Source organism: Bacteroides sp. AM07-18 (genome assembly GCF_003602695.1).
Classification (GTDB): domain Bacteria; phylum Bacteroidota; class Bacteroidia; order Bacteroidales; family Bacteroidaceae; genus Bacteroides; species Bacteroides uniformis.
Window position 1 is genome coordinate 155,348 of the sequence record NZ_QTLM01000006.1, and the last position, 21,238, is coordinate 176,585.

At 47.0% G+C, this 21,238-nt stretch carries 15 protein-coding genes; 2 read left to right on the forward strand and 13 right to left on the reverse strand.

Translation table 11 applies throughout. The features are described 5' to 3' along the window. Nucleotides 1–19 precede the first annotated feature (19 nt). From DW096_RS10360 to DW096_RS10410, 12 genes are all read right to left on the reverse strand, one after another. Entirely contained in the window at nucleotides 20–1,315 is a 1,296-nt protein-coding gene (locus tag DW096_RS10360) for a DUF4010 domain-containing protein (protein WP_005830344.1), read from the reverse strand. A gap of 34 nt (nucleotides 1,316–1,349) precedes the next feature. Next, nucleotides 1,350–1,817 (reverse strand): CYTH domain-containing protein, encoded by a 468-nt coding sequence (locus DW096_RS10365; RefSeq protein WP_009037712.1) that lies wholly within the window; start codon nucleotides 1,815–1,817, stop codon nucleotides 1,350–1,352. Between the two features lie 19 nt (nucleotides 1,818–1,836). Beyond that, nucleotides 1,837–1,971 (reverse strand): hypothetical protein, encoded by a 135-nt coding sequence (locus DW096_RS19665; protein WP_005830349.1) that lies wholly within the window; start codon nucleotides 1,969–1,971, stop codon nucleotides 1,837–1,839. Nucleotides 1,972–2,051: 80 nt separating this feature from the next. Continuing rightward, nucleotides 2,052–3,167: a peptide chain release factor 2 gene (gene prfB / locus DW096_RS10370; protein WP_005830350.1), complete on the reverse strand. Its 1,116-nt coding sequence runs from the start codon at nucleotides 3,165–3,167 to the stop codon at nucleotides 2,052–2,054. A gap of 114 nt (nucleotides 3,168–3,281) precedes the next feature. Continuing rightward, nucleotides 3,282–4,034, reverse strand: coding sequence for a carbohydrate-binding family 9-like protein (locus DW096_RS10375; RefSeq protein ID WP_008662718.1), 753 nt, complete (start codon nucleotides 4,032–4,034; stop codon nucleotides 3,282–3,284). Next, nucleotides 4,031–5,431, reverse strand: a complete 1,401-nt coding sequence (locus tag DW096_RS10380) for a family 10 glycosylhydrolase (RefSeq protein ID WP_008662717.1) — start codon at nucleotides 5,429–5,431, stop codon at nucleotides 4,031–4,033. The genes DW096_RS10375 and DW096_RS10380 overlap by 4 nt, the downstream gene beginning before the upstream one ends. A 5-nt stretch (nucleotides 5,432–5,436) precedes the next feature. Then, a complete protein-coding gene (locus tag DW096_RS10385; protein ID WP_008662716.1) occupies nucleotides 5,437–6,663 on the reverse strand; it encodes a DUF5009 domain-containing protein in 1,227 nt (408 codons plus the stop codon). Between the two features lie 11 nt (nucleotides 6,664–6,674). Further along, a complete protein-coding gene (locus DW096_RS10390) occupies nucleotides 6,675–9,125 on the reverse strand; it encodes a glycoside hydrolase family 9 protein (RefSeq protein WP_057258726.1) in 2,451 nt (816 codons plus the stop codon). A gap of 85 nt (nucleotides 9,126–9,210) precedes the next feature. Next, nucleotides 9,211–10,296 (reverse strand): M57 family metalloprotease, encoded by a 1,086-nt coding sequence (locus DW096_RS10395; RefSeq protein ID WP_008662714.1) that lies wholly within the window; start codon nucleotides 10,294–10,296, stop codon nucleotides 9,211–9,213. A gap of 129 nt (nucleotides 10,297–10,425) precedes the next feature. Next, entirely contained in the window at nucleotides 10,426–12,027 is a 1,602-nt protein-coding gene (locus tag DW096_RS10400) for a SusD/RagB family nutrient-binding outer membrane lipoprotein (protein WP_005834583.1), read from the reverse strand. Between the two features lie 15 nt (nucleotides 12,028–12,042). Further along, entirely contained in the window at nucleotides 12,043–15,132 is a 3,090-nt protein-coding gene (locus tag DW096_RS10405) for a SusC/RagA family TonB-linked outer membrane protein (RefSeq protein WP_005830357.1), read from the reverse strand. 968 nt (nucleotides 15,133–16,100) lie between these two features. Continuing rightward, a complete protein-coding gene (locus DW096_RS10410) occupies nucleotides 16,101–17,906 on the reverse strand; it encodes a long-chain fatty acid--CoA ligase (RefSeq protein WP_009037703.1) in 1,806 nt (601 codons plus the stop codon). Between the two features lie 217 nt (nucleotides 17,907–18,123). On the opposite strand from DW096_RS10410, the gene DW096_RS10415 reads away from it, so the two are divergent. Next, nucleotides 18,124–18,741: a porin family protein gene (locus DW096_RS10415; RefSeq protein ID WP_005834577.1), complete on the forward strand. Its 618-nt coding sequence runs from the start codon at nucleotides 18,124–18,126 to the stop codon at nucleotides 18,739–18,741. 90 nt (nucleotides 18,742–18,831) lie between these two features. Beyond that, nucleotides 18,832–19,902, forward strand: a complete 1,071-nt coding sequence (locus tag DW096_RS10420; RefSeq protein ID WP_118930969.1) for a M20 family metallo-hydrolase — start codon at nucleotides 18,832–18,834, stop codon at nucleotides 19,900–19,902. Nucleotides 19,903–19,909: 7 nt separating this feature from the next. On the opposite strand, the gene DW096_RS10425 is transcribed toward DW096_RS10420, so the two are convergent. Next, the gene (locus DW096_RS10425) at nucleotides 19,910–21,211 is read right to left on the reverse strand and encodes a murein hydrolase activator EnvC (RefSeq protein ID WP_044468528.1); all 1,302 of its coding nucleotides are present in this window, start codon (nucleotides 21,209–21,211) and stop codon (nucleotides 19,910–19,912) included. Nucleotides 21,212–21,238 lie beyond the last annotated feature (27 nt).

The window sequence follows — 21,238 nt, forward strand, 5'->3', positions numbered from 1 at the left end:
AAAGCAAAAAGAAAGCAATTTAGAGAAAATAGAAGAAAAGTAACAGACAGATATTTGCGGCAATAACAGAGCCGAATCCCCCCAATATCCACGGCCGCAAAGGGCTTTTTCCACCGGCAAAGAATAACGCGTAGCACATGTTTACCGCTATATTGCTGACAATAGCCTGCATGCTGCAAGCCGTAATTACCAGCACCGCCACGCTGCCCGTCCCTTGAAGCAGGTTCAGGATGAAAGGAGTGATGTCACTGAAGCCCGAAATGAAAGAGAGCAGGTTCAGCCCACCCGTACCGGCATACACCAGCGTATAGTGTGTCAAGATAGTGAACACGACAAACAGCATGGCAAAAATCAGCGCCACTTTAAACTCCAACGGATTACTGCTGTCCTCGTCCTCCGTGGTCTGCGTGCCGTCGTCCACCCGTTTCCGCTTGGAATGCAGATACCATGCCACGGCTGCCGTCACCACCGACATTATCAGCAGGTAGGGATAAATGGCCAGTAGCGTCTCCCGGCTGAAAATACCTATCAATATCAAGAAACGGAGGAACATCATACTGACCGCCAACAACATGGCCGCCACATATTCGGGAGCATCCTGCACAGAAGCCTTACGGCTCTTTCGCGCCAGTACGGAAATGGTAGCCGTGCTGCTGTACAAGCCTCCCACGATGCCCGAAACCAGAATGCCCGACTCATGGAAAACGTAACGCTTCAACAGATAAGAAAGGTAGGAAATGCCCGATACAACCACCGTGGCCAGCCAAATACTGTATGGCGTCAGGTTGATGCCGGGAATAAGATTCTCATTGGGCAGCATCGGCAGGATAATGCCGCTGATGGCAAGGAACTTGGCAAGCGTAATCATCTCGTCGTTCTTCATGCGCTGGGCCAGTTCCGTGAAGGTGTGTTTCAGCTCGGTGAAGAGCAGGACGGTCACTATGACCATGACGTAGAACCACGACGGCTGCGTGGCCACAATGGGAGCAATGCAGTAGGTGATGAGTGCAATAATGATGGTGGTTACTCCGAACACATGGTACTGTGACTGCTTCACATAATAGTTCAGTCCGAGCAGCAGTCCCAGAATGGCTCCTCCTCCCATGAACAGACGATAGCCCGTAGGGTCGAGGATATAGAGCAGATAGCCCAGAATGCCTATAAAAGTGAAGGTGCGGTCGGTACCGAAAAGCGTAGTTTCCCCTTCGCGCTTCAAGCTGATTTTACGCTGTGAAAGCCCGATGAGTAAAGAGAATACAGTGACCAAAAGGAAGGTGACCAGTTCTCTTGGCAGGTAGTCGTAAAGTTTCTCCATGACGATTAAACAAGTACGGCATACAATTGGTTTGCTACCATGTGGTGAAAGGGTGTTTCATCAGTTGCGAGTTATAGTAGCGGACATCTCCCGTCACCTCCCGTCCGATGAATGCAGGTTTCACGAAAGGCTCGTCTTCCGAGGAGAGTTCCACCTCGGCCACAGTCAGTCCCTCATTCTCGCCATAGAATTCATCCACCTCAAAGACGTGCTGTCCGCTGCGCACCAGGTAACGGGTCTTGTCGATGATACCCGGTTCGCACAGCTTCAGCAATTCCCGCGCTTCGCACAGCGGAATTTCCTTTTCCCACTCGTAGCGGCTGGTTCCCGATTCATTGGATGCACCCTTGATGGTGAGAAATCCCCGTCCATCGCGGATGCGCACCCGTACTGTCCGTCCACGTACACTGCTGATGTATCCTTGTACGATACGGCTGTGTGCATACGCTTGTGGCTTGTATTCTCCCGTCACGAGGAATTTCCGTTCTATCTCCTGCGGCATGTCGTTTCCAGTGATTTTATCAGCCCCAGTAAGAGTAAGCCACAAACATGGCGATGACCAATACAATGGCTATTACTCCCATCGTCATCATCACTTTCTTGGCTTGTTGCTCTTCCTTCTGGCTGTGCATTGCTTTCTTTTTACTTTTTCCCATGGTGTGTTTTATAGTTTAAAGTTCAACGATGAACAAAGTAAGAAGAAATTCGGGAAGAATGCAAATGAAAGGGAGAAAATTTATTCGCCACTTCCTGCAAACTCCATCAGGTAAGCTTTGATAAAGCCGTCTATCTTTCCATCCATCACACCATTCACATCACTGGTCTGGAAGTTGGTACGGTGGTCCTTCACGCGGCGGTCGTCGAAGACGTAGCTACGAATCTGGCTACCCCATTCGATTTTCTTCTTACCGGCTTCCACCTTTGCCTGCTCGGCCATGCGGTGTTGGAGTTCCTTGTCGTAAAGCATGGAACGGAGAAGGCGGAGAGCGTTCTCGCGGTTCTTGGGCTGGTCTCGTGTCTCGGTATTTTCAATCAGGATTTCTTCCTCTTCGCCCGTATATGGATCCTTATACTGATAGCGCAGACGGACACCGGACTCTACCTTATTGACGTTCTGTCCACCGGCGCCACCACTTCGGAAGGTATCCCATGACATGCGGGCAGGTTCGATGTTCACCTCGATGGTATCATCTACCAAGGGAGTGACAAACACGGATGCAAAAGAAGTCATACGCTTGCCCTGGGCATTGTAGGGCGAAACACGCACCAAGCGGTGTACACCGTTCTCACCTTTCAGGTAGCCGTAGGCATAATCGCCGGAAATCTCGATGGTACAAGTCTTGATACCTGCCTCGTCTCCTTCCTGCAGGTTGGCGATGGTGGCCTTATAGCCGTGAGTCTCGGCATAGCGCAGATACATACGCATCAGCATGCTTGCCCAGTCCTGGCTCTCCGTACCACCGGCACCAGAGTTAATTTTCAGCACACAGTCCATCTGATCGGCTTCCTCGCGAAGCATATTCTTGAGTTCGAGGGCCTCGACAGCAGTGATTGCCTTGGCATAGGCATCGTCCACTTCCTCTTCAGTCACCAGTTCGTCTTTGTAAAAGTCGAAAGCCAGTTGTACCTCGTCAGTCAAGGTCTTTACCTCATTGTAGCCGGAAATCCATTGCTGCAAGCCTTTCACTTTCTTCATCTGAGCCTCGGCAGCCTTCTGGTCGTCCCAGAAACCGGGAGCCTGGGTGCGGAGCTGCTCTTCTTCCACCTGTATCTTCTTTCCTTCAATGTCCAGATAGCGATTCAACGCCTCGGTACGTTCTTTGATATCTTTCAGTTGTTCTGCGGTAATCATATATGCATTTACAATTTAGGAAGTGCAAAGGTATAAAAAAACACATAATTCCGCAATTGTCAATCCAATAAGTAATGCTAACGGCAAATGATTCCACCAGAACACCCTAAAGATTTATTCAAAAGACAAGGTGCCGAAAAAGGCCGGACAGTGGAACATGGGGCGTTCCAGCCCGATAGGACTCCAAGAAAGGAAGTGGGGAGTCTGGAGTTTGTCACCACACTTGTAGAAATTCCCTTTCATTGTTTTTCCGTCCAGAGAACCGACGGAATGCTGGAAGAAAACGGAAACGGGAATAACCATGGCCAGTTCCCATCTGCACTCGCCCAAACGTTCCTCGAAAGGTTCGCCGCCCAACGAGCTCCAACGTTTCACCATGCCCAGCACCTCCTGACTCGCCGTAGGACGGCGCTCATTGACTGCACCTCCCTGAATCAGCAGCCTGCCGGCGCAGTTACATTCGAAATTGTAATAGCGGTCGTCACCTTCGGGAGATACGAAGAATTCCACACAAGCATCTTCCCATACCCGGCCATTGTCTCCGGAGGCCACTGCACGCACACTGGCTTCCTTCACTTTGTAGTGGAGCAGGATTTCGCGCCCCGTATGGGCTATGCGGAAACTCACTTCCGGCTTGTAGGGATAATCTTTCCAGTTGACCACATCAAGGGGCTGAAACTCTATCCCGTTCCCGTCCAGCAAGGACGGCACAGCCCCACCTTCCGGTGAAGCCGTACACATTACTTTCCTTACGGGCAAACTCTTTCCACTCTGAGCATTGCAATAAACCATGCCTACCATCGAAAACACAAAGAGCAGAAAGAGTTTGCTCCCGTAATCTCTCACTATCATAAAACGTCCTTTCATTTCTTAGAAGAATCCTTGTCTGCCACTGTCACATCCCATCCGGAAACGACATCGCCGTAAAGATAGAACGTCACGTCAAAAGTAGTCTTGCTATTATTGTCTACCACCTGATAACAGCGCGTTGCGTCGTAGGAATCCACCTCCTTGTACTCGCCCAATGCCAGCGGAGCCGGCTCTTCCTTACCGGCAGCCGTGGCTATGATTTGCTGCATGCGTTCCTGCATCAGTTTCATAATGCCTTCGTGTTTGAACGGATCCGGTTCGGCCACCTTAGGATAGGTTGCCTTTATCACTCCACCGTTGGCGGCACGCACGGCTCTGACACTGTCCGTATAAGCCTTGAACTGCTTCTTCACCTCCGGAGAACGCAGACCGAGCATCGTAAACACGGCAATTCCCTGGGCGCCGTTGTTCAAGGCGGCATCCATGCACTCAAACATCATCGGCCCGTCCGTGGCGGTCATGCCACAATACAGCGTCGTCATGTCGTTCTTGTCGCGTGCATTCTCCACCGTACAGTCGGAAATGAAGCTGGCATCGCCCGTATAGAAAGTATGGTAAACCATCGGGAATACAATGTCAAGATTCCATTTGCCCCAGTCCTGACGTACCATGCGCGAGGACATCTTCGGAGTAGGGAACGGAGAGGCAGCCATTGTCTTGCCGTAGGAGTGTACCACTTCGGCAATCATATTGGCCACTTCGGTTATCTGGTCGCAACGGAACTGACGCCACTTCACATCAAGCGAAGGGTCTTCCTGTTCGCGAGGGTCATAACCATGCTGCTCCTTGAACTTCTTGAGCATTTCCGGATGATAGCCGTAATCCCATGCAGCGTATTCACGGTCCTGCACAATGCCGTAGCGAGGCCACAAGGTAGTAGGAAGCACCACATCCACAAAACGGTGGTAGTCGATGGCAATGCCGTTCAAACCTTCCACTTCGCAATAGGCCTTGATTTTCTCCTTGATGAACTCACGGACTTCGGGCAGTGCCGGGCAAAGGAATTTGTAATAGCCTACGTAGGCGGTAGTGTCTGCCAGGCTCTTGCCGTTACGGTTCACACTGAACCATTCGGGATGTTCTTTCAATATTTTGTCACGGTCGTGTTCCAGATTCATGGTCCATAGCCAGGCATACACTTCGATTCCGTGTTTATGGGCAATCGGTATGGCTACCCGGTAATCGTCGGGAGTCGGTGCATTCAGCATGATTCCGTCCATGCCGATGTCGTTCATCACTTGGCAAATGGAGTCGAAGTTCATACCGGGACGATAGTCCAGCCACGTCCAGAACATGGGATATTCTTTGTTTGTCTCTTTAGTTCCCTGCTGGCACGAAAACAGGCCCAGCGCCAGGAACAGCAATAAGAATGCAGGTAAAAAGTTCTTTTTCATTCTATCTAAATTTTAAGTTTAACGTGCAGTTTTTCCATCACCCAGGTAACGCCGATTACCACAAAGGCAAAGCAGAGGCAATTGACCAGTCCCATGAATCCATGCGTAAACCAGTCCGGCAGGATAACACCGGTCACATCGGCGAATCCATAAAAGACATAAGGCACCAGATAGGTAGTCAGCGTAGCCGTTCCGGCAGGGCGTATCAGATTGAACCAGCCCGTGACCTGATGACTGACCAAGCAGCCAAGCACCGTATAGAGTGCCACGGAAATGGCAGTTACATAGAACACCCAGGGAGGAGTGCCGCCTATCTTGGCTACAATCCAAAAATGATGCGCCCCTATCCCGGCCAACAGAAGCAGGACAGCAGCCGTCAGCCCGTTGCGAAGTTTCCAACCGTCACCCTTGTCGGCATAGCGGGCACTGAGAATGGAAAGGATGATACCTCCCATTGTAAATGCGGGCAAAGCTCCGTTGCCGATGTGCAGGATGCCCAGCATACCTTGATAGAAGTTACGTTCGGGAAAGGTAAGAATGGCCTCGCCGCCAAAGCTTTCGCGCAAAGGCGTGCCCAACAGACATATCAGAATGAAGACTCCCCAGATGGGCAGCAGATACTTCAACCGGTCACGGCTGAAGAAATAAATCACGGCACATACCAGATAAGTCCAGCCGATGGATCCCAATATTCCCCAATAAGCCCCGAATACACCTTCCTGCGGATTGCGGAAGGTAAAGGCAAGGTAGAGAAGAACCAATACGCCGATTATCTTGAAAGCACGGAAAAGGTTCTTCTGAGTACCGGAAGCCGGTTTCGGATATTGGTTCCACACGCCGATAAAGCCTATGGCCATCAAGAACCAGTATACCCCTATCGGATAGGGAGCTTCCGGTGAAAGCCGGAACTCCGAGTTTGTGATGAATGCCCCCATCACCAGCAAAGCAAAGGTGCGGGAAAGGATATGTCCTAAGGTGGATTCTGCCGAAAAGCCTTTGGCATATCTGCGTTCGATGGCGTATGGTATGGACATTCCCACTGCAAACAAGAAGCAGGGGAATACAATATCCGCCAGTCCCATAAAGTCTTCACCATAAACGGCATGTTCCAGCCAATGGGGTACGTCATGCACTTTCCAGAAGTCATTGACGAAAATCATGGTGAACATGGTCAACGCCCTCAGCATGTCAATGGCCGGATTGCGCCGTGAATAAACAGTCTTGTCACTCATATCATCTTGCTTTAGAATTCGGAAACCAACATCAGCCATCTGGCAGCCGAAGAGCCCCAGACTTCCTTATAAGTAGCCGTATTGAACTGCGGCCAGTAGGGAGCATCTTCATTGAAATAAGACTGCATACCTACGGGTATCTCTCCTACCGTTTCTCCGGGCAGTGCCGTATAGAGCTGCGGATAGTTGCTGCCCTCCCCATAAATCATGGACTGTCCGAAAGGATTCCTGCCTACAACCCAGAAGAGCTGCTGTTCGGCAATGTCTTTCAGTTCCTTGTCCTTCAACACTCTGGCGCAAATGGCTGCGGCTTTTCCGGTAGACAAATGTACGGCAATATTTCCTTTGAACGAGAACCAGACGGGGAATATACGCAAGTAATGCTCCTTATCCAGACGGATACCGTTCTCGAGCTGTTCTTTGAAATCCTTCGCAGCACCACTGCGAATGCCTACCTGGACGGCGTAGAAGTTGACGGAGTCCTTCACTTCATCCTTGTGATAGATGCCGCTGGGCACCATTCCATAAGGATATACATACTTCATGATGTTCTTCAGATAACCGCCATAGAGTTTCATGGCACGAATCCACTGCTCATACTCGGCATGACGGGGCTGCGTTTCGCAGAGGGCGGCAAGGGCTTCCATGTAGGCATAATCGCGAGACTGATGAGTATAGTGTACAATGGACTTCTTTGCCAAATCGCGATAGAAGAAGCCGCAGGTCTTGTCTTTGTCTTTCAACGGTTCGGTGCGCTGGCACTGCAAGGTGTAGCGGATGGCTTTTACAGCCTCATCGGCATACTGCTGTTCGCCGGTCAGCTTATAGAGCATGCTGGCCGCCCATGAGATGTTGGCGTGATACTGGCTCTCGGATGCCATGGCGGCATGTCCCCCACCCTTCTTTATCAGCTCGGCAAAGCCAAGTTCGTTGAAGCGCTTCATGGCATAGCCGAAGTCTTCCTTTGCAATCTTCTTCAGATTACCCTTAAGCGACTCGTCATTTTCAATCCTCATGGAGGCATACGCTTCAATTCCTGCAAGCAGGAAATTCTCCAAAGCTCCGTTATGGACAAGCAGTTCGCGGCGACCGGCATCATCGTCGGTGCCCACCTTACCGTCGGTCCATAGGTTGGTGCCCCATGTCTGTGCACGGTAGCCATCGCCCAGACGGGTCTTCATCACATAGTCCATTCCCCACAAAGCCTCTTCCATCAGGCGGTTGTACAAGTCTATATTGCCTTTTTCTTTGGCACGTTCGGCCATCAAGAGCAAGGAATAGGCTATCTCTCCCGTCTGTAAGGTCTGTTGGGACATATCGGCGGCATCGTGCCATCCTCCGTTTATATGAATGATATGTCCGTTGTAAGTGGCATGCAGGTCATTATGACAAGCCCCGTGCTTTCCGGGAACGGGATAACCGCAACGCTCGCAGAACAGGAAGTTCACCATACGCCAGGCAGAATCATCCCACACATCCTGATGGATATAGAAAGGCAAGGTGGTGACATCCCCTACCTGAATGACGTAACGGCCTTGTGTCTTGAAGTCCGAGAAGTCTATTGTCTCGAACTCTCCCAGGCCGGTCTTTTCCTTACGAACGGGACCGGTATAAACAATGGCCTGCGTAGCGGCATCCTTCAACTGGAACTGTCCGCCGTGCTTTTCCACATTGACAATGGCGCTTTTGGGGCTCTCTATACTATAACCGGTAGTAGAGAAGATGATGCGATTCTGTGCAGGCATCCAGCCTTTCACGGTTTCCGGGTTCTCCACCTTCTGAAGTTCCACGGCATCTACATCGAAGCGAAGGAAGTCGCCCATAGTACGTTCTTTGCCGAACACTTCGATGGCAAATGAAATCTTGGTTACCTTGTCGCGCGCCAGTCCGGACATCTCGACGAAGCATTCGTTCCATTGGTTATTTTTCAGATTGATTTCGTGGTAGCCTTCCCGACCGTAAATGTCGGGTACTTTTATTTCTCCGTCATTCTCCACATAAAGGTTGAGGTAGATGCTGCGTGCTCCTTCGCACGTGGGATAGATATAGAACTTCAGGCGGTTGTAACCTTCCCAGTTCACACCTCCTATATCATAAGAGGCCATGCAAGTGCCGCGTCCCAAACCCCAGCCAAGAATCTTCTCCGGATGGGCGGGAGCTTCCAGACGCAGACTGTGCTTGCCGGACTTGCTCCGTTCGTCAGTCAAACCAATCTTACCGATGCCCTTATGCGACCATTTGGAGAAATCCTCCATATCACACAGCATCACGGTTTCCAACACTTTCTTTTTCAAGCCGAATGTTTCGAAAGCCTTTGTCTCGTCGAGCGGTAACGGACTGTGCACGTAGCCCGTGCTGACGATGTCGGCTTTCAACTTTTCATCTACCTGGGCATGAAGCAAAACGCAGCAACCGATAACTAAATCAAAAAGCAAAAAGATAAGTTTTATTACATTCTTCATCATATTATAATTATTAAGTTATAAGGTGATTAAAGCATAAAGGAGAAGAAAATTAGTACAAATATATGAGGAACTATGCCTAATCTCAATTTTCAACAAGTCTTTGAATAGTTGTTTGAGTGGCATACTCTCTACTAATACAATAAGTTTCTCCATATACAGTAGTAACATATGCCCTAAGTTCAGAAGTTACAGGACTACCAAAAATAACTTTAGCAGCATCTCCTTCGGAAGCAAGCAAAAACATGCCTGTAGTCCCCCATTCATATTTCAGAATAGGGTGATTGCCGACAACACGTACCATATACACGTCAACTCCAAAGCGCTTTACCTCTGTTGGGTAATTAACAAAATCTCCTTCAAAAAATCGAGGATACAAATAACTTATCGCTGATTTATCTCCCTCACTAAACCCAGACCATTGATATTCGGCAGTTCCTCCATTCATCACAGAATAGGGATCTGAATCAAAAGTTCCAGTAATACCATTGGCCACAGATTCACCCAATGATTTCCAATTTGTATGCCTTAGTCCGAAGCAATGTCCCAACTCATGTACCATATTATATATCTTCTGAAGTCTTGGAATGGTTTTGTTATAATCATAATCCAAATTTATCCAAATAGAGGAACCTGGTTTTCCATTCATAGGCCAAGAGCCTGCCGCAATAGTATTGTTCGGTAAAGGAGCGCTAGCATCACTACGGATGAGTATATCCGGATTGGCAGCTGTAGTATAAGTCATTTTAAGGTTACTAAGAGGATTCCACAGATTGATGGCTTCCTGTATTTCATCTCGCCAATCATCCACACCTGATGCAGGTATCGAGCTATCAACACCAACGGTAATTGCTCTTTGTTTGGGGTGACCAATTAAACCGGTAGTATGATAAGCCTGCCTTGTTTGTGGTTGACTATAAGTGACAAGTTTACTTTTTTCAAGGTATATATCACCTTGAATAAGATAACCTGACTTCAACTCTACCACATCTAAAGTATCGAATCCAAGTGATTGGATTATACACATACCATCTTCTATTGAAACGCTTTGCTGTTCTTCTTGTTCTTCAAAGTCAACAGTTTCCAACTCATTATAACAAGCGCTCATAAACATTAAAAACATAGAATAGCATAATATAAACAAGCCATTCACGAGATATTTTGAATTCATAATAATCAATTATTATATTAAACAAAAAATACATAAAGGGAAATATGAAATATGTTTTTTCATACTTCCCCTTAAAAAAACATGCTTCAAAAAGTCCTCATCACTTAATCTCTATGATAATAATGCGGATTAGAAGTTCGGTTTATCTACATCCCAGAAGATGCGAGTACCGCCATTGTCCGGTCCGCCCAACATTTCGACGGCTTTGGCATAACCGGTAGGATTATTGCCTTTTTCATTGATGGTGAAGGGTAAACGGCGTGGGCCAAGATCTGTATCAATCTCACCTTGACTGTAGTTCACCATTACCGGGAATAATTTGGGATAACCAGTGCGACGTATCTCAGCCCAGCCATTCATACCTTCAGGATAAATAGCAATCCAGCGTTGTGTGGCAATCTTAGCAAATTTTTCCTCGTTACTCAAAGACTCGTCCCATTTAGCAGTCACCTTGCTCTGGCCTTCAATGCTGGCAGCGGGAATAACGGGGTCTACATACGCTGCAGCAGTAGTCGTACTGCTTAAATAATCGCCCACAGCGGCTCCCCATTGTTCGAACGATGTCCGTATACCCTTTTCATACAAGCTCTGAGCGGTGCCCTTACCATTTACATCCCAACCACGCAAAGCAGCTTCGGCTTCCAACAAAATGGTTTCGGCAGCAGTTGCCAAAATAGCAGGAGAGGTTTCTGTCAAGTTGGGTCGACTTACAATCGCCTTATAGGCATCCGAAAACCCTTCTTCTTCCAGTCCTTTAATACCAAGACGAATACCAAAATATTCACTCTTGCTGTTCTGTGTAGCATACTTATCAAGACGCGCATCGCCCATACCAGACAAGATAGAAGGAATATTAGCGCCTAAAACACCATCTCCATAGTTGAATGCAATACCGTAAAGCGGATTGACATAACCGTTTCCTGCAATACCGAAATTAGCATCATTGGTTTCAATCAATCCATTACTATCGTTCATGGCAGCTTCCGCCTCACTTTTTGCCCAAGCAGCATCATACTTCACAATACGCATGGCCAAACGCAAACGAATGGTGTTACACAACTGCGCCCATTTGTTCAAGTTACCTCCATAGGCATAATCAAACATCATAAACGAAGCCACATCCTTTTCTTTAGCAGTACGCAGCACGTCTGCAGCTTCTTTCAATTCTTCAAAGAATTTTTTATAAGCATCCTGTCCTGAATCATACTCACCACCAGTAGCCGATTCGCCATAGTGAGAATAGATAATACATCCGTATTGGTCGGCAAGACGCGACATAGCTATTACGCGGCAGATGGTATTGATAGCCTCGAAATGGGCATACGTCTCCATATCGTCTTTGCACTTGTTGGTGATTTTCAAGCTTTCCACCATTACGTTTCTATAAGCATAATCCCAACAGTTGTCATTCCATCCTGCATTCATGGCATAGGTCACATTACTTACATTGCCGGCAAATGCAGTAGCCGTACTGATATAGCCTGACCACAAATCGGCATTCAAATTTTGAATAAGCTGATATTCCCATACATTGACACCTGCATTTTTATTATAATAGATAGACTGCATCATGGGAATGAAGTGCATACCAATGTAGTTGTTATCTTGTTTTAGTTCTTCATCGCTCACTCCCTTCGGATTAGTGTTCATATCCTCGAACGCTCCCGTACATGCCGAGAATAAGGTAGCTGCCAGCAGCGCTACAGCTGTAAGTCTAAATATATTTTTCATAATCATATCTACTGTTTAAAAATTAACTTTCAAGTTGAACCCAATCGAACGGTTGGTAGGCATACCAAACACATCAACTCCTTGCAGACGGTTGCTGGTAGAAAGCATGCCATCAGGATCATATGGAGCATTGTTCTTGAAGAAGAACAGGTTGCGGCCTACAAGTGAAACCTGTGCGTTCTTAATGACACCAGTCTTTGCCAACCAAGCCTGAGGCAGACTATAGCCAATGGAAAGTTCGCGCAAACGTATGTTGGTAGCACTGTACATATAATGCTCGGTCACACCCGCACGGCCACCAACCTGATTATAGAAGCCTTCCACATCTGTAATTTGACGGCCTTCCAGCATCACGTAACCACGGTCACGAGCATCACCCGTTGCCTTGCTTACTCCCTGCTGATCGAGGTCGGCTTCCGTCAAAGACATCACTTCACCTCCAAAACGTCCATCAATCAAGAAGTAAAGAGAGAAGTCCTTCCACGTGATTGTATTGCTCCACCCCAAGTTAAAATCAGGAGTAGAATTACCCAGTTTCACCGGATTTGTCTTGTCCACCAATGGAAGTCTATCACTATCTTTTTGTCCTTCTTTTGCAGGTTCATACTGAATATTGCCTTTTTCGTCACGTACAAAAGTAGTACCGTAAATGTCACCAAACGAACCACCTACTTCTAAACGACTCCATACATTGTTACTTTCGCCACCGCTAAATGTAAAATAACCAAAGTCATCACCAGCCAGTGCCTTTGCTTCGTTCTTATTGGTTGCAAAGTTAACACCGGTTTTCCAGCGGAAATCCTTAGTCATGACAGGAGTTCCATTCAACATAACTTCGACACCGGTATTCTGAATATCACCGGCATTGATGTAATATCGGGCGTATTGTGAACCTGACGGAGCATCCAACGTAAAGAGTTGATTCTTTGTATTAGTCTTATAATAAGTGAAGTCGAACTCCAAGCGGCTATTGAAAAAGCGCCACTCAGTACCAAACTCAATGGAAGTAGTCATTTCCGGTTTCAGTTCTGCAAACGGAGCTGTACTGTTGAAATTGATGCTACCACTCTTTGTAATGGAGTTGAGAGGATTTGAAGTATAAGTATTCAAACCGTTACCCACCTTCGACCATGCACCGCGAATCTTACCTAAATCAATCCAAGAAGGTAATTTCAATGTTTCGTTCAGCAACCATGTCACACCTACTGACGGATAGAAAAAGCCTTTGTTTTTGTATTTGGTAAATGCCAATGTTGAAGTCCAGTCGTTACGTGCTGTCACGTCCACATAAATCTGATCTTTGAAGCCTACCTGACCGGTGAAGAACACACTCTGGCTTTGAGTATGGGTTTTCCAATCGGTCAATGAGCCCTTGTTCAAGGAGCAGTTCTGCATAGTGAATACGTTGGGCACAGAGAGTATACCCGGATAGGAATCGAAACCTGTACCGTTTCCTGTATAATCGTTGATGCTGGCACCTACCGAAGCATTGACACTGAAGTTAGTGAATTGCTGTTGATAAGTAAACAAAACATCCCCATAAGAAGAAAGGCTACTTGATTCACCGTAGATGTAACGACCGTTAGTTCCTGTTCCAGCCGGATTCATACCACACAACACCGGGCTGGTACCTGCATACATACGTGTATTGTTCTTGTCTACAACATAGTCGGCACTACCACGAGCCTGTATACTGAACAGGTCATTGAACTTATACTTCACACTCAGATTCAACAATGTACGATAACGGGTATCCTCATTCGGAACCTTATTAATCAACCAATAGGGATTCTGCTCCATATCAGTACCTTGAGATTTATACCAGTTCTGGTCCATTATGTTACGACCGGCATTAAGAATCTGATAATTATCTTTGTAGTAGTTAAAGTCCTTTCCACCTTCAACACCACCACGCGGGAAGTGATAAAGACCTACCAAAGGATTCATGTAATAACCTCCCGAAGTAGTACGGTTGTTCCCCCTTTGATACATCGCATTGATATTGGCATCAACAGTCAGTTTGTTATTGAGGAAGTTGGCAGTTTCGCGAAAATTGAAATTATGCTTCACCAAGCTATTACCTTCCACCACGCCCTTGCCGTAAGTATTAGCATAGGAAAAGTAAGTTTGCATAGCTTGCGAACCCATGCTCAACGAGAGCGAGTTGATAGTAGTGACACCTGTTTTGAAGAAATCGTCTGTATAGTCGGGACTACCTTTGATATCACTGCCCCAACTGGTTGACACACCCGTATAGTGATTCTGGAATTCGGGAATACCGTATGCAGCTATATCGAAAGTGGTGCTGGTATTGAAACTGATACTGGCGCGTCCTTCCTTGCCCTTCTTAGTGGTAATAATCACCACACCATTGGCAGCCGAACTACCGTAAAGTGCAGCTGCGGCAGGGCCTTTCAATATGTTCATGCTCTCAATATCATCGGGATTCAGATTGGAAATACCGTCGCCACGGTCGTAGTTACCACTGTCGTTGTCTCCGCCGATAGTAGTTGAGGTATTTTCGTTGGTAGATGAACCGAACGGTACACCGTCTATCACATACAACGGCTGGTTACTTCCGCTTACAGAACGGTTACCACGAATAATCACTTTAGAAGAACCTCCCAAACCGGAAGAACTCTTATTAATCTGCACACCTGCCGTCTTACCGGCCAATGCGTTCATCATATTGGGGTCTTTCACGCGTGCCAATTCATCACCGTTTACTACCTGAGTAGAGTAAGTCAGTGATTTTTCTTTCTTTGCGATACCCAATGCCGTTACCACCACTTCATCCAGCAGCTTGGCATCATTCTTTAATGTGACTCTTATCGTCCCCGGAGTGATGGGAACTTCTTGTGTTATCATACCTACGAAAGACACTTGCAGGATTTTCGCACCTGCGGGCGCATCTGTAATAGTGAATTTGCCGTCTAAATCTGTTACGGCTCCGGTAGTGCTTCCTTTTACCAATACGGAAGCTCCGATAATCGGTTCATTGTCCTCAGCTGAAATAACGATACCGGTAATGGGGGAATTCTGGGCTGCTACCCAACCGATGGCTGCCAGCAGGCAAACCAAGGTCAGCATAATTCTTTTTTTCATAAGCTGTTTTTCGGAAAATAAATATTAGATTAAATGTGTTAAGTTAATAAACAGATTCTGATGGGGTCTGTCTTTCCGATTGACAAGCAGGGTTGAATGTCAATCTCATTTGTTTCTTTTTGTATGCTACATAGGCTATTAGAATGTTACGGTTAATACTCGAGCTTATTAAAATGTCTCTTATTCTGCAGATTTCTTTTTAAGCTTCGTATATAAAACCGGGTAGAGAACCGCAACCCTATCGAGAAACAGAAGTTTCTTTGCTAATAAAAGTTAATCGGGTTCGGAAGAAGAAGGAAAAACTAATACGATTTTCTTAATGTTGCCCTCACCGCCCTCACTCACTTCCCGAACCGCCCTGTTCATCGGCATTACATGGGTGAGTGAGGGCAAATAAAAAGGGTGAGGGCAAATTTTGCCCTCACCGGTGTTCGGTCTGTCCCGTTCCCTTGCTTTCTCTTGTCTCGTCCCCTTCTTTCTCTTGTTGTGTCCGCTTCTTTGTCTTATAGAGGCTTTGAGTTTCTGAGCGGCTCACTATAGTGGTCTGACTCGTTCACTATAGTGAACGGAGTTGTTCACTATAGTGAACGGAGTTGTTCACCATAGTGAGCTGATTTGTTCACCCGAGTGAGCCGACAATGAACAAAGGCTGTTTCGGGGACAGACACCAAGCGTTTGAGGGATAAAGCAACGGGGAAAGACGGACTGAACAAGGGGAGCGTTCCGGACTACGTGCTTGAATCCCGTGACAGATGACAGACGGTTCTTCCCCTTTATCTTTGAAGAAGCTGTTTTGAAATGATAAATCCCCATTTATCTACCAGGCTGTTTTTTTAAGCCTAACTAACGTGCACATACTCGAGAGTCCTATCTGCCAAGGGCAAGTCCATACATAAAACAAACCGTCCGGCCCGGAATGAAAATAATTCACTCCAAGTCGGACGGTTCAAAAACAAACAAATGGAAATCTATTCCTCGTACATCTTGTCAATCAGCCCCTTGTAGTTCTTTGCCACTACAGAGCGTTTCAGCTTCAGCGTGTTCGTCAGCTCGCCACGCTCCATGCTGAACGGTTCGGTCAGGAGCGTGAAGCGCTTCACTTGCTCGTAATGGGCGAACTGTTGCTGCAAGGTATCGATACGGGCACGGAACAACGCTTGTATCTTGGAATGTTGCAGTAACTCATCCATATTGTTGTATGCAATGCCTTTCTCCTTGGCATAATCCTTCACAAAGCCATAAACGGGAACTATCAAAGCGGAAACAAACTTACGCTCATCGGCAATGACAGCAATCTGGTCAATGTAACGGTCAATAGCCAGCTTCGTTTCCAATGCCTGCGGCGAAATGTATTTTCCGTTGGAGGTCTTGAACAAGTCTTTGATACGCTCCGTCAGATACAGATGGCTATCCTTCAAATAACCGGCATCACCCGTGTGGAACCAACCGTTACGGTCGATGGCAGCAGCCGTTGCCTCCGGTTTCTTGTAATAGCCGGTAGTGATAGTCTTACCACGAAGAAGTATCTCGTTGTTCTCGCCAATCTTCACCTCCACATCAGGCATCACCGTACCTACGGAACCAATCTCATAGCCTTCGTTGAGGAAGCAGGAAACGGTAGCCGTAGATTCCGTCAGACCATAGCCCACCACCATGTTTATACCTACAGAATGCACAAACTCGCAGATTTCATCGGGCACAGCAGCACCTGCCGTAGGGAAGAAATTACCGTTCTCAATACCTATCGTCTTCTTCAGCAGAGCATAAATGGTCTTTTCGTAGAACTTGTATTTCAGATGAAGCATCATCGGAGGAGTCTTTCCTTGGCGCAAATAATCAATGTTATGCGTCCTGCCCACCTTGATGGCATCCAACATCATCGCTTTACGCAGACCGGTTTCCTGGGAAATCTTCTCCTGCACACCGGCATAGACTTTCTCCCAAAAACGGGGTACACTGCACATCAGTGTAGGGCGTATCTCTTTAATAGTAGTTTGGATATCTTGTGGACGGAGATTGATGCAGACCTGCACCCCCCGGTGTATACAAAGGTAGGTCCATGCCTTTTCGAATACATGGGTCAGCGGAAGGAAGTTCATGGAAACATCCCGGTCTGTCATGAAAGGCAATCGGATATCATGAATGCGGAAAGCCTCTCTATAATTGAAATGATGGAGCATGACACCTTTCGGCTCACCGGTAGTACCGGAAGTATAAAGGATATTGGCGAGGTCATCATCTGAGGCAGCTGCTGTACGTTCTTCTACAATGGCATTGTGCTGCAACTCTTCATCCATTGCCATAAATTCATCAAAATAGATGGAAGTCATGTCGCGCGGATCTTTCACCACAGCACGGTCGAAGATGATGAGCTGCTGCAGAGACTGGCAAAATCCGAACACGCTGAAAGCGGCATCGTACTGGAACTGCTCGCCTACAAACAGATAACGTATCTGTGCATCGTTGATGATATACTGTGCCTGGGCCGGTGAGCTGGTAGCATACAAAGGTATAGTCACCGCCCGGTTGGCGAATGCACCGAAATCAGTAAAGAGACATTCGGGTTTATTCTGCGAGAAGATACCGATATTCTCTTGTGGCTCTATTCCCAAAGCCACCATTGCATTGGCAGTCCGGCGTACAGTCTGTGAGAACTCTTTCCAAGAGATGGGTATCCATTGTGCAGTTTCATAGTCCCTGTATTTCAGGGCTATTTTGTCTCCATACTTCTCTGCCTGGCGATGCACCAGGACAGATAAATGATGATAAGTCATAACTTTTGATATTGGTAAATACGGTACAAAGGTAGTGGTTTCATTTGAAACTAATTTGATATTAGCGGGTAATTATTCAAACTTTACCTTTAAAGTATCCGACCATCCGTTAGCAAATTATCCACAAAAGATACTTTCTTTACCATTAAAACAATAGAAATATATTAAATATCTATATATTTGTGGTGATATACAAACTAAATCAAATTCAATGAACATGAAAAAAGTATTGCTTTTAATGGCTATGCTGACCATAGGTTTAGCAAGCATCAATGCTCAAGACAACCTCAGATGGGGAGCAACAGTCGGCATGAACTCCAGTAACTTCTCCATTACCGGTTTCGACAGTAAAATAGGCTTTCATGCTGGGGTAAAGGCTGAAGTAGGATTGCCTCAAATTTCAGAAGGAGTCTACCTCGATATGGGTGCATTACTTACGCTGAAAGGAGCCAAAATAGACGGAGGCTCTGCTGCTTCTATCAAGTTCAATCCCTACTACCTGGAAATTCCTGTACACATTGGCTATAAATATGCAGTGAATGAGAACTTTGCCATATTCGGCAATGCCGGTCCTTATTTAGCCATCGGTCTTTTTGGCAAAGCCAAGGCAGAAGGAGATATTCTTGACGAATATGAGTTTGATGATAACTCCACCAATGTATTCGGGGATGATGCCATGAAGCGTTTTGATTTCGGTCTCGGATTAAAAGCCGGAGTCGAATTCAGTCAGAAATATCAGATTTCCATCGGTTATGACTGGGGACTGGTAGAGAACATTAAAGATTCAGGCAACAAAAACCGCAACTTGATGATATCACTCAGTTGCTTCTTCTAAACAATATTGAAAAAACAGAAAGGACGTCGGTTTGGCGTCCTTTTCATTTTTTATCCGTAAGTTTGCGGCCAGATTATTTATTTACCGAATATGATTTACGATATACCGACTTTAACTTCCGAAGCAATCGGATTGCTCAAATCACTGATAGCCATTCCTTCCTTGAGCCGCGACGAGGAGAAGGCGGCAGATTATCTGCAGAACTATATCGAAATGCAAGGCATGGCAACAGGACGTAAAGGCAACAATGTATGGTGCCTCAGCCCGATGTTCGACCTAAAGAAACCGACCTTGCTGCTGAATTCCCATATCGACACCGTAAAACCCGTCAACGGGTGGCGGAAAGATCCTTTCAAACCAACGCTGGAAAGTAATGGAAAGCTCTACGGGCTGGGCAGCAACGATGCCGGAGCCAGTGTAGTCAGCCTGCTGCAAGTATTCCTGACATTGTGCCGCACCACTCAGGCCTACAATCTGATATATCTTGCCTCGTGTGAGGAGGAAGTATCAGGCAAGGGGGGAATAGAATGCGTATTGCCGGAACTCCCTCCCATACAGTTTGCCATTGTAGGCGAGCCGACAGAGATGCAACCTGCCATTGCAGAAAAAGGATTGATGGTGCTGGACGTAACTGCTACCGGAAAATCGGGACATGCAGCCCGAAACGAGGGAGATAATGCTATATATAAGGTATTGGATGATATTGCCTGGTTTCGTGATTACCGTTTCCCAAAAGAATCTTCCCTGCTGGGTCCCGTGAAGATGAGCGTAACCATGGTAAACGCCGGTACACAGCATAACGTCATTCCCGACCGTTGTACTTTTGTCGTAGACATTCGCAGCAACGAGTGTTATAGCAATCAGGAGCTATTCGATGAAATACAGAAACACATCACGTGTGAAGCCAAAGCCCGCTCCTTCCGGCTAAGCTCTTCACACGTAGCTCCGGAGCATCCGGTAGTGCAAAAGGCTATTGCCATGAAACGTACTCCTTTCGGCTCACCGACCTTGTCCGACCAGGCACTGATGCCATTCTCTTCTCTGAAGATGGGACCGGGGAAAAGTGCCCGTTCACACACTGCCGATGAATTTATCTTTGTCAAGGAGATAGAGGAGGCGATAGGGATGTATCTGGAGCTGCTGGAAGGAGTAAAAATTTAAATTATCATTATCTGTTCAGCCACGGCTCCGGATTCAGTTTTTCCTTCTCTTTCCTCAATTGGAAGTGTAGCACCGTACGGCCATTGTCGGCCCCATCCGAGAAGATTTGTCCGAGGGGCTGTTTGGTGGTGACATCATCGCCCTGCTTCACCGAGGCCGATGACAAGTTGCAATAGACTGATATATAATTCCCGTGACGGACAAGGATATTGAACAGTCCGTTCAGTTTAAAGACAGCCGCCACTTTACCATTGAAGATGGCACGGGCTTGGGCACCCGGTTTCCCTTGTATATCAATGCCCTTATTGTCCAGCTTGACATTGCGCAAACCTTCCACAGAATACTGGCCGTAATGGCTGGTAATGATATACGCTCCGGTGATGGGCATCGGCAACTTACCGCGATTATTAGCAAAGTTCCCTGATAATTCACGGTCTGCCTTACTCATGGAGTAAGTTTCCAAAGGCTGTGCCTTCGGCTTTGCGGGCGTAGAGGCAGTTGCCGTTTTTTCGGTTTTCTCACCAGCCTTTTTACGTGCGGCTGCCTCACGGCGCGCTTCTTCTGCCGCACGCTTACGCGCTTTCTCTATTTCTTCCGCTATCAGACGGTCAATGCGTGCATTGAGCTGATTGGCTTCACGGCGTTTCTTATTCAGTTCGTTCTGCAATCCCCGCTGTTTCTTTTTCAGATTGGCTACCAACAACTTTTGTTCCTTCTCCTGCGCTTCCAGCTTGACTTTCTCCTCTTCACGTTCTTTCAACAATCCTTCCTTGGCAACCTTCACTTGCTGAAGCTCAGTCTTCTTACGGTTCACCTGCTCCTGCTTTTTCAACACTTCCTCGCCTTGCAGGCGCTGATAAGTAGCATATTCACGTACATAGCGCATGCGTCGATAGGTCTGTGCCAGGCTCTTGGCAGAGAAAATGAACATCAGCTTCTCTTCAATGGAGCGGTTCTTATACAAATATTGAACGGACGATTCGTATTTCTTCTTCTTGTCCCTTAGGTCACGTTGCAGGCGGGTCAACTGACGTTCTAATGAAGACAACTCGCGCTCTATGGATTCCACATCATTATTGATAGTCAGAATATAGCGTTTGCGCTCTTCTATCTGTCCGGTCAGTGCAGCAAGACCGTTCAACTGGCTTCCCACATCCTTCTTGGTGGTTATCAACAGCGTTTCCGACTCTGCTATCTGTTTCTGCAAGGCACCACGCTTGCTTTCCAGTTCCTTAATCAGCTTGTTGGACTGGGCAAGGAGCGGAGAAACCGGCAAAAGGAGGAGAAAGAAGAGAAGGAGAAGCTTCATAAGTTATGAGTTATAAGTTATGAGGGA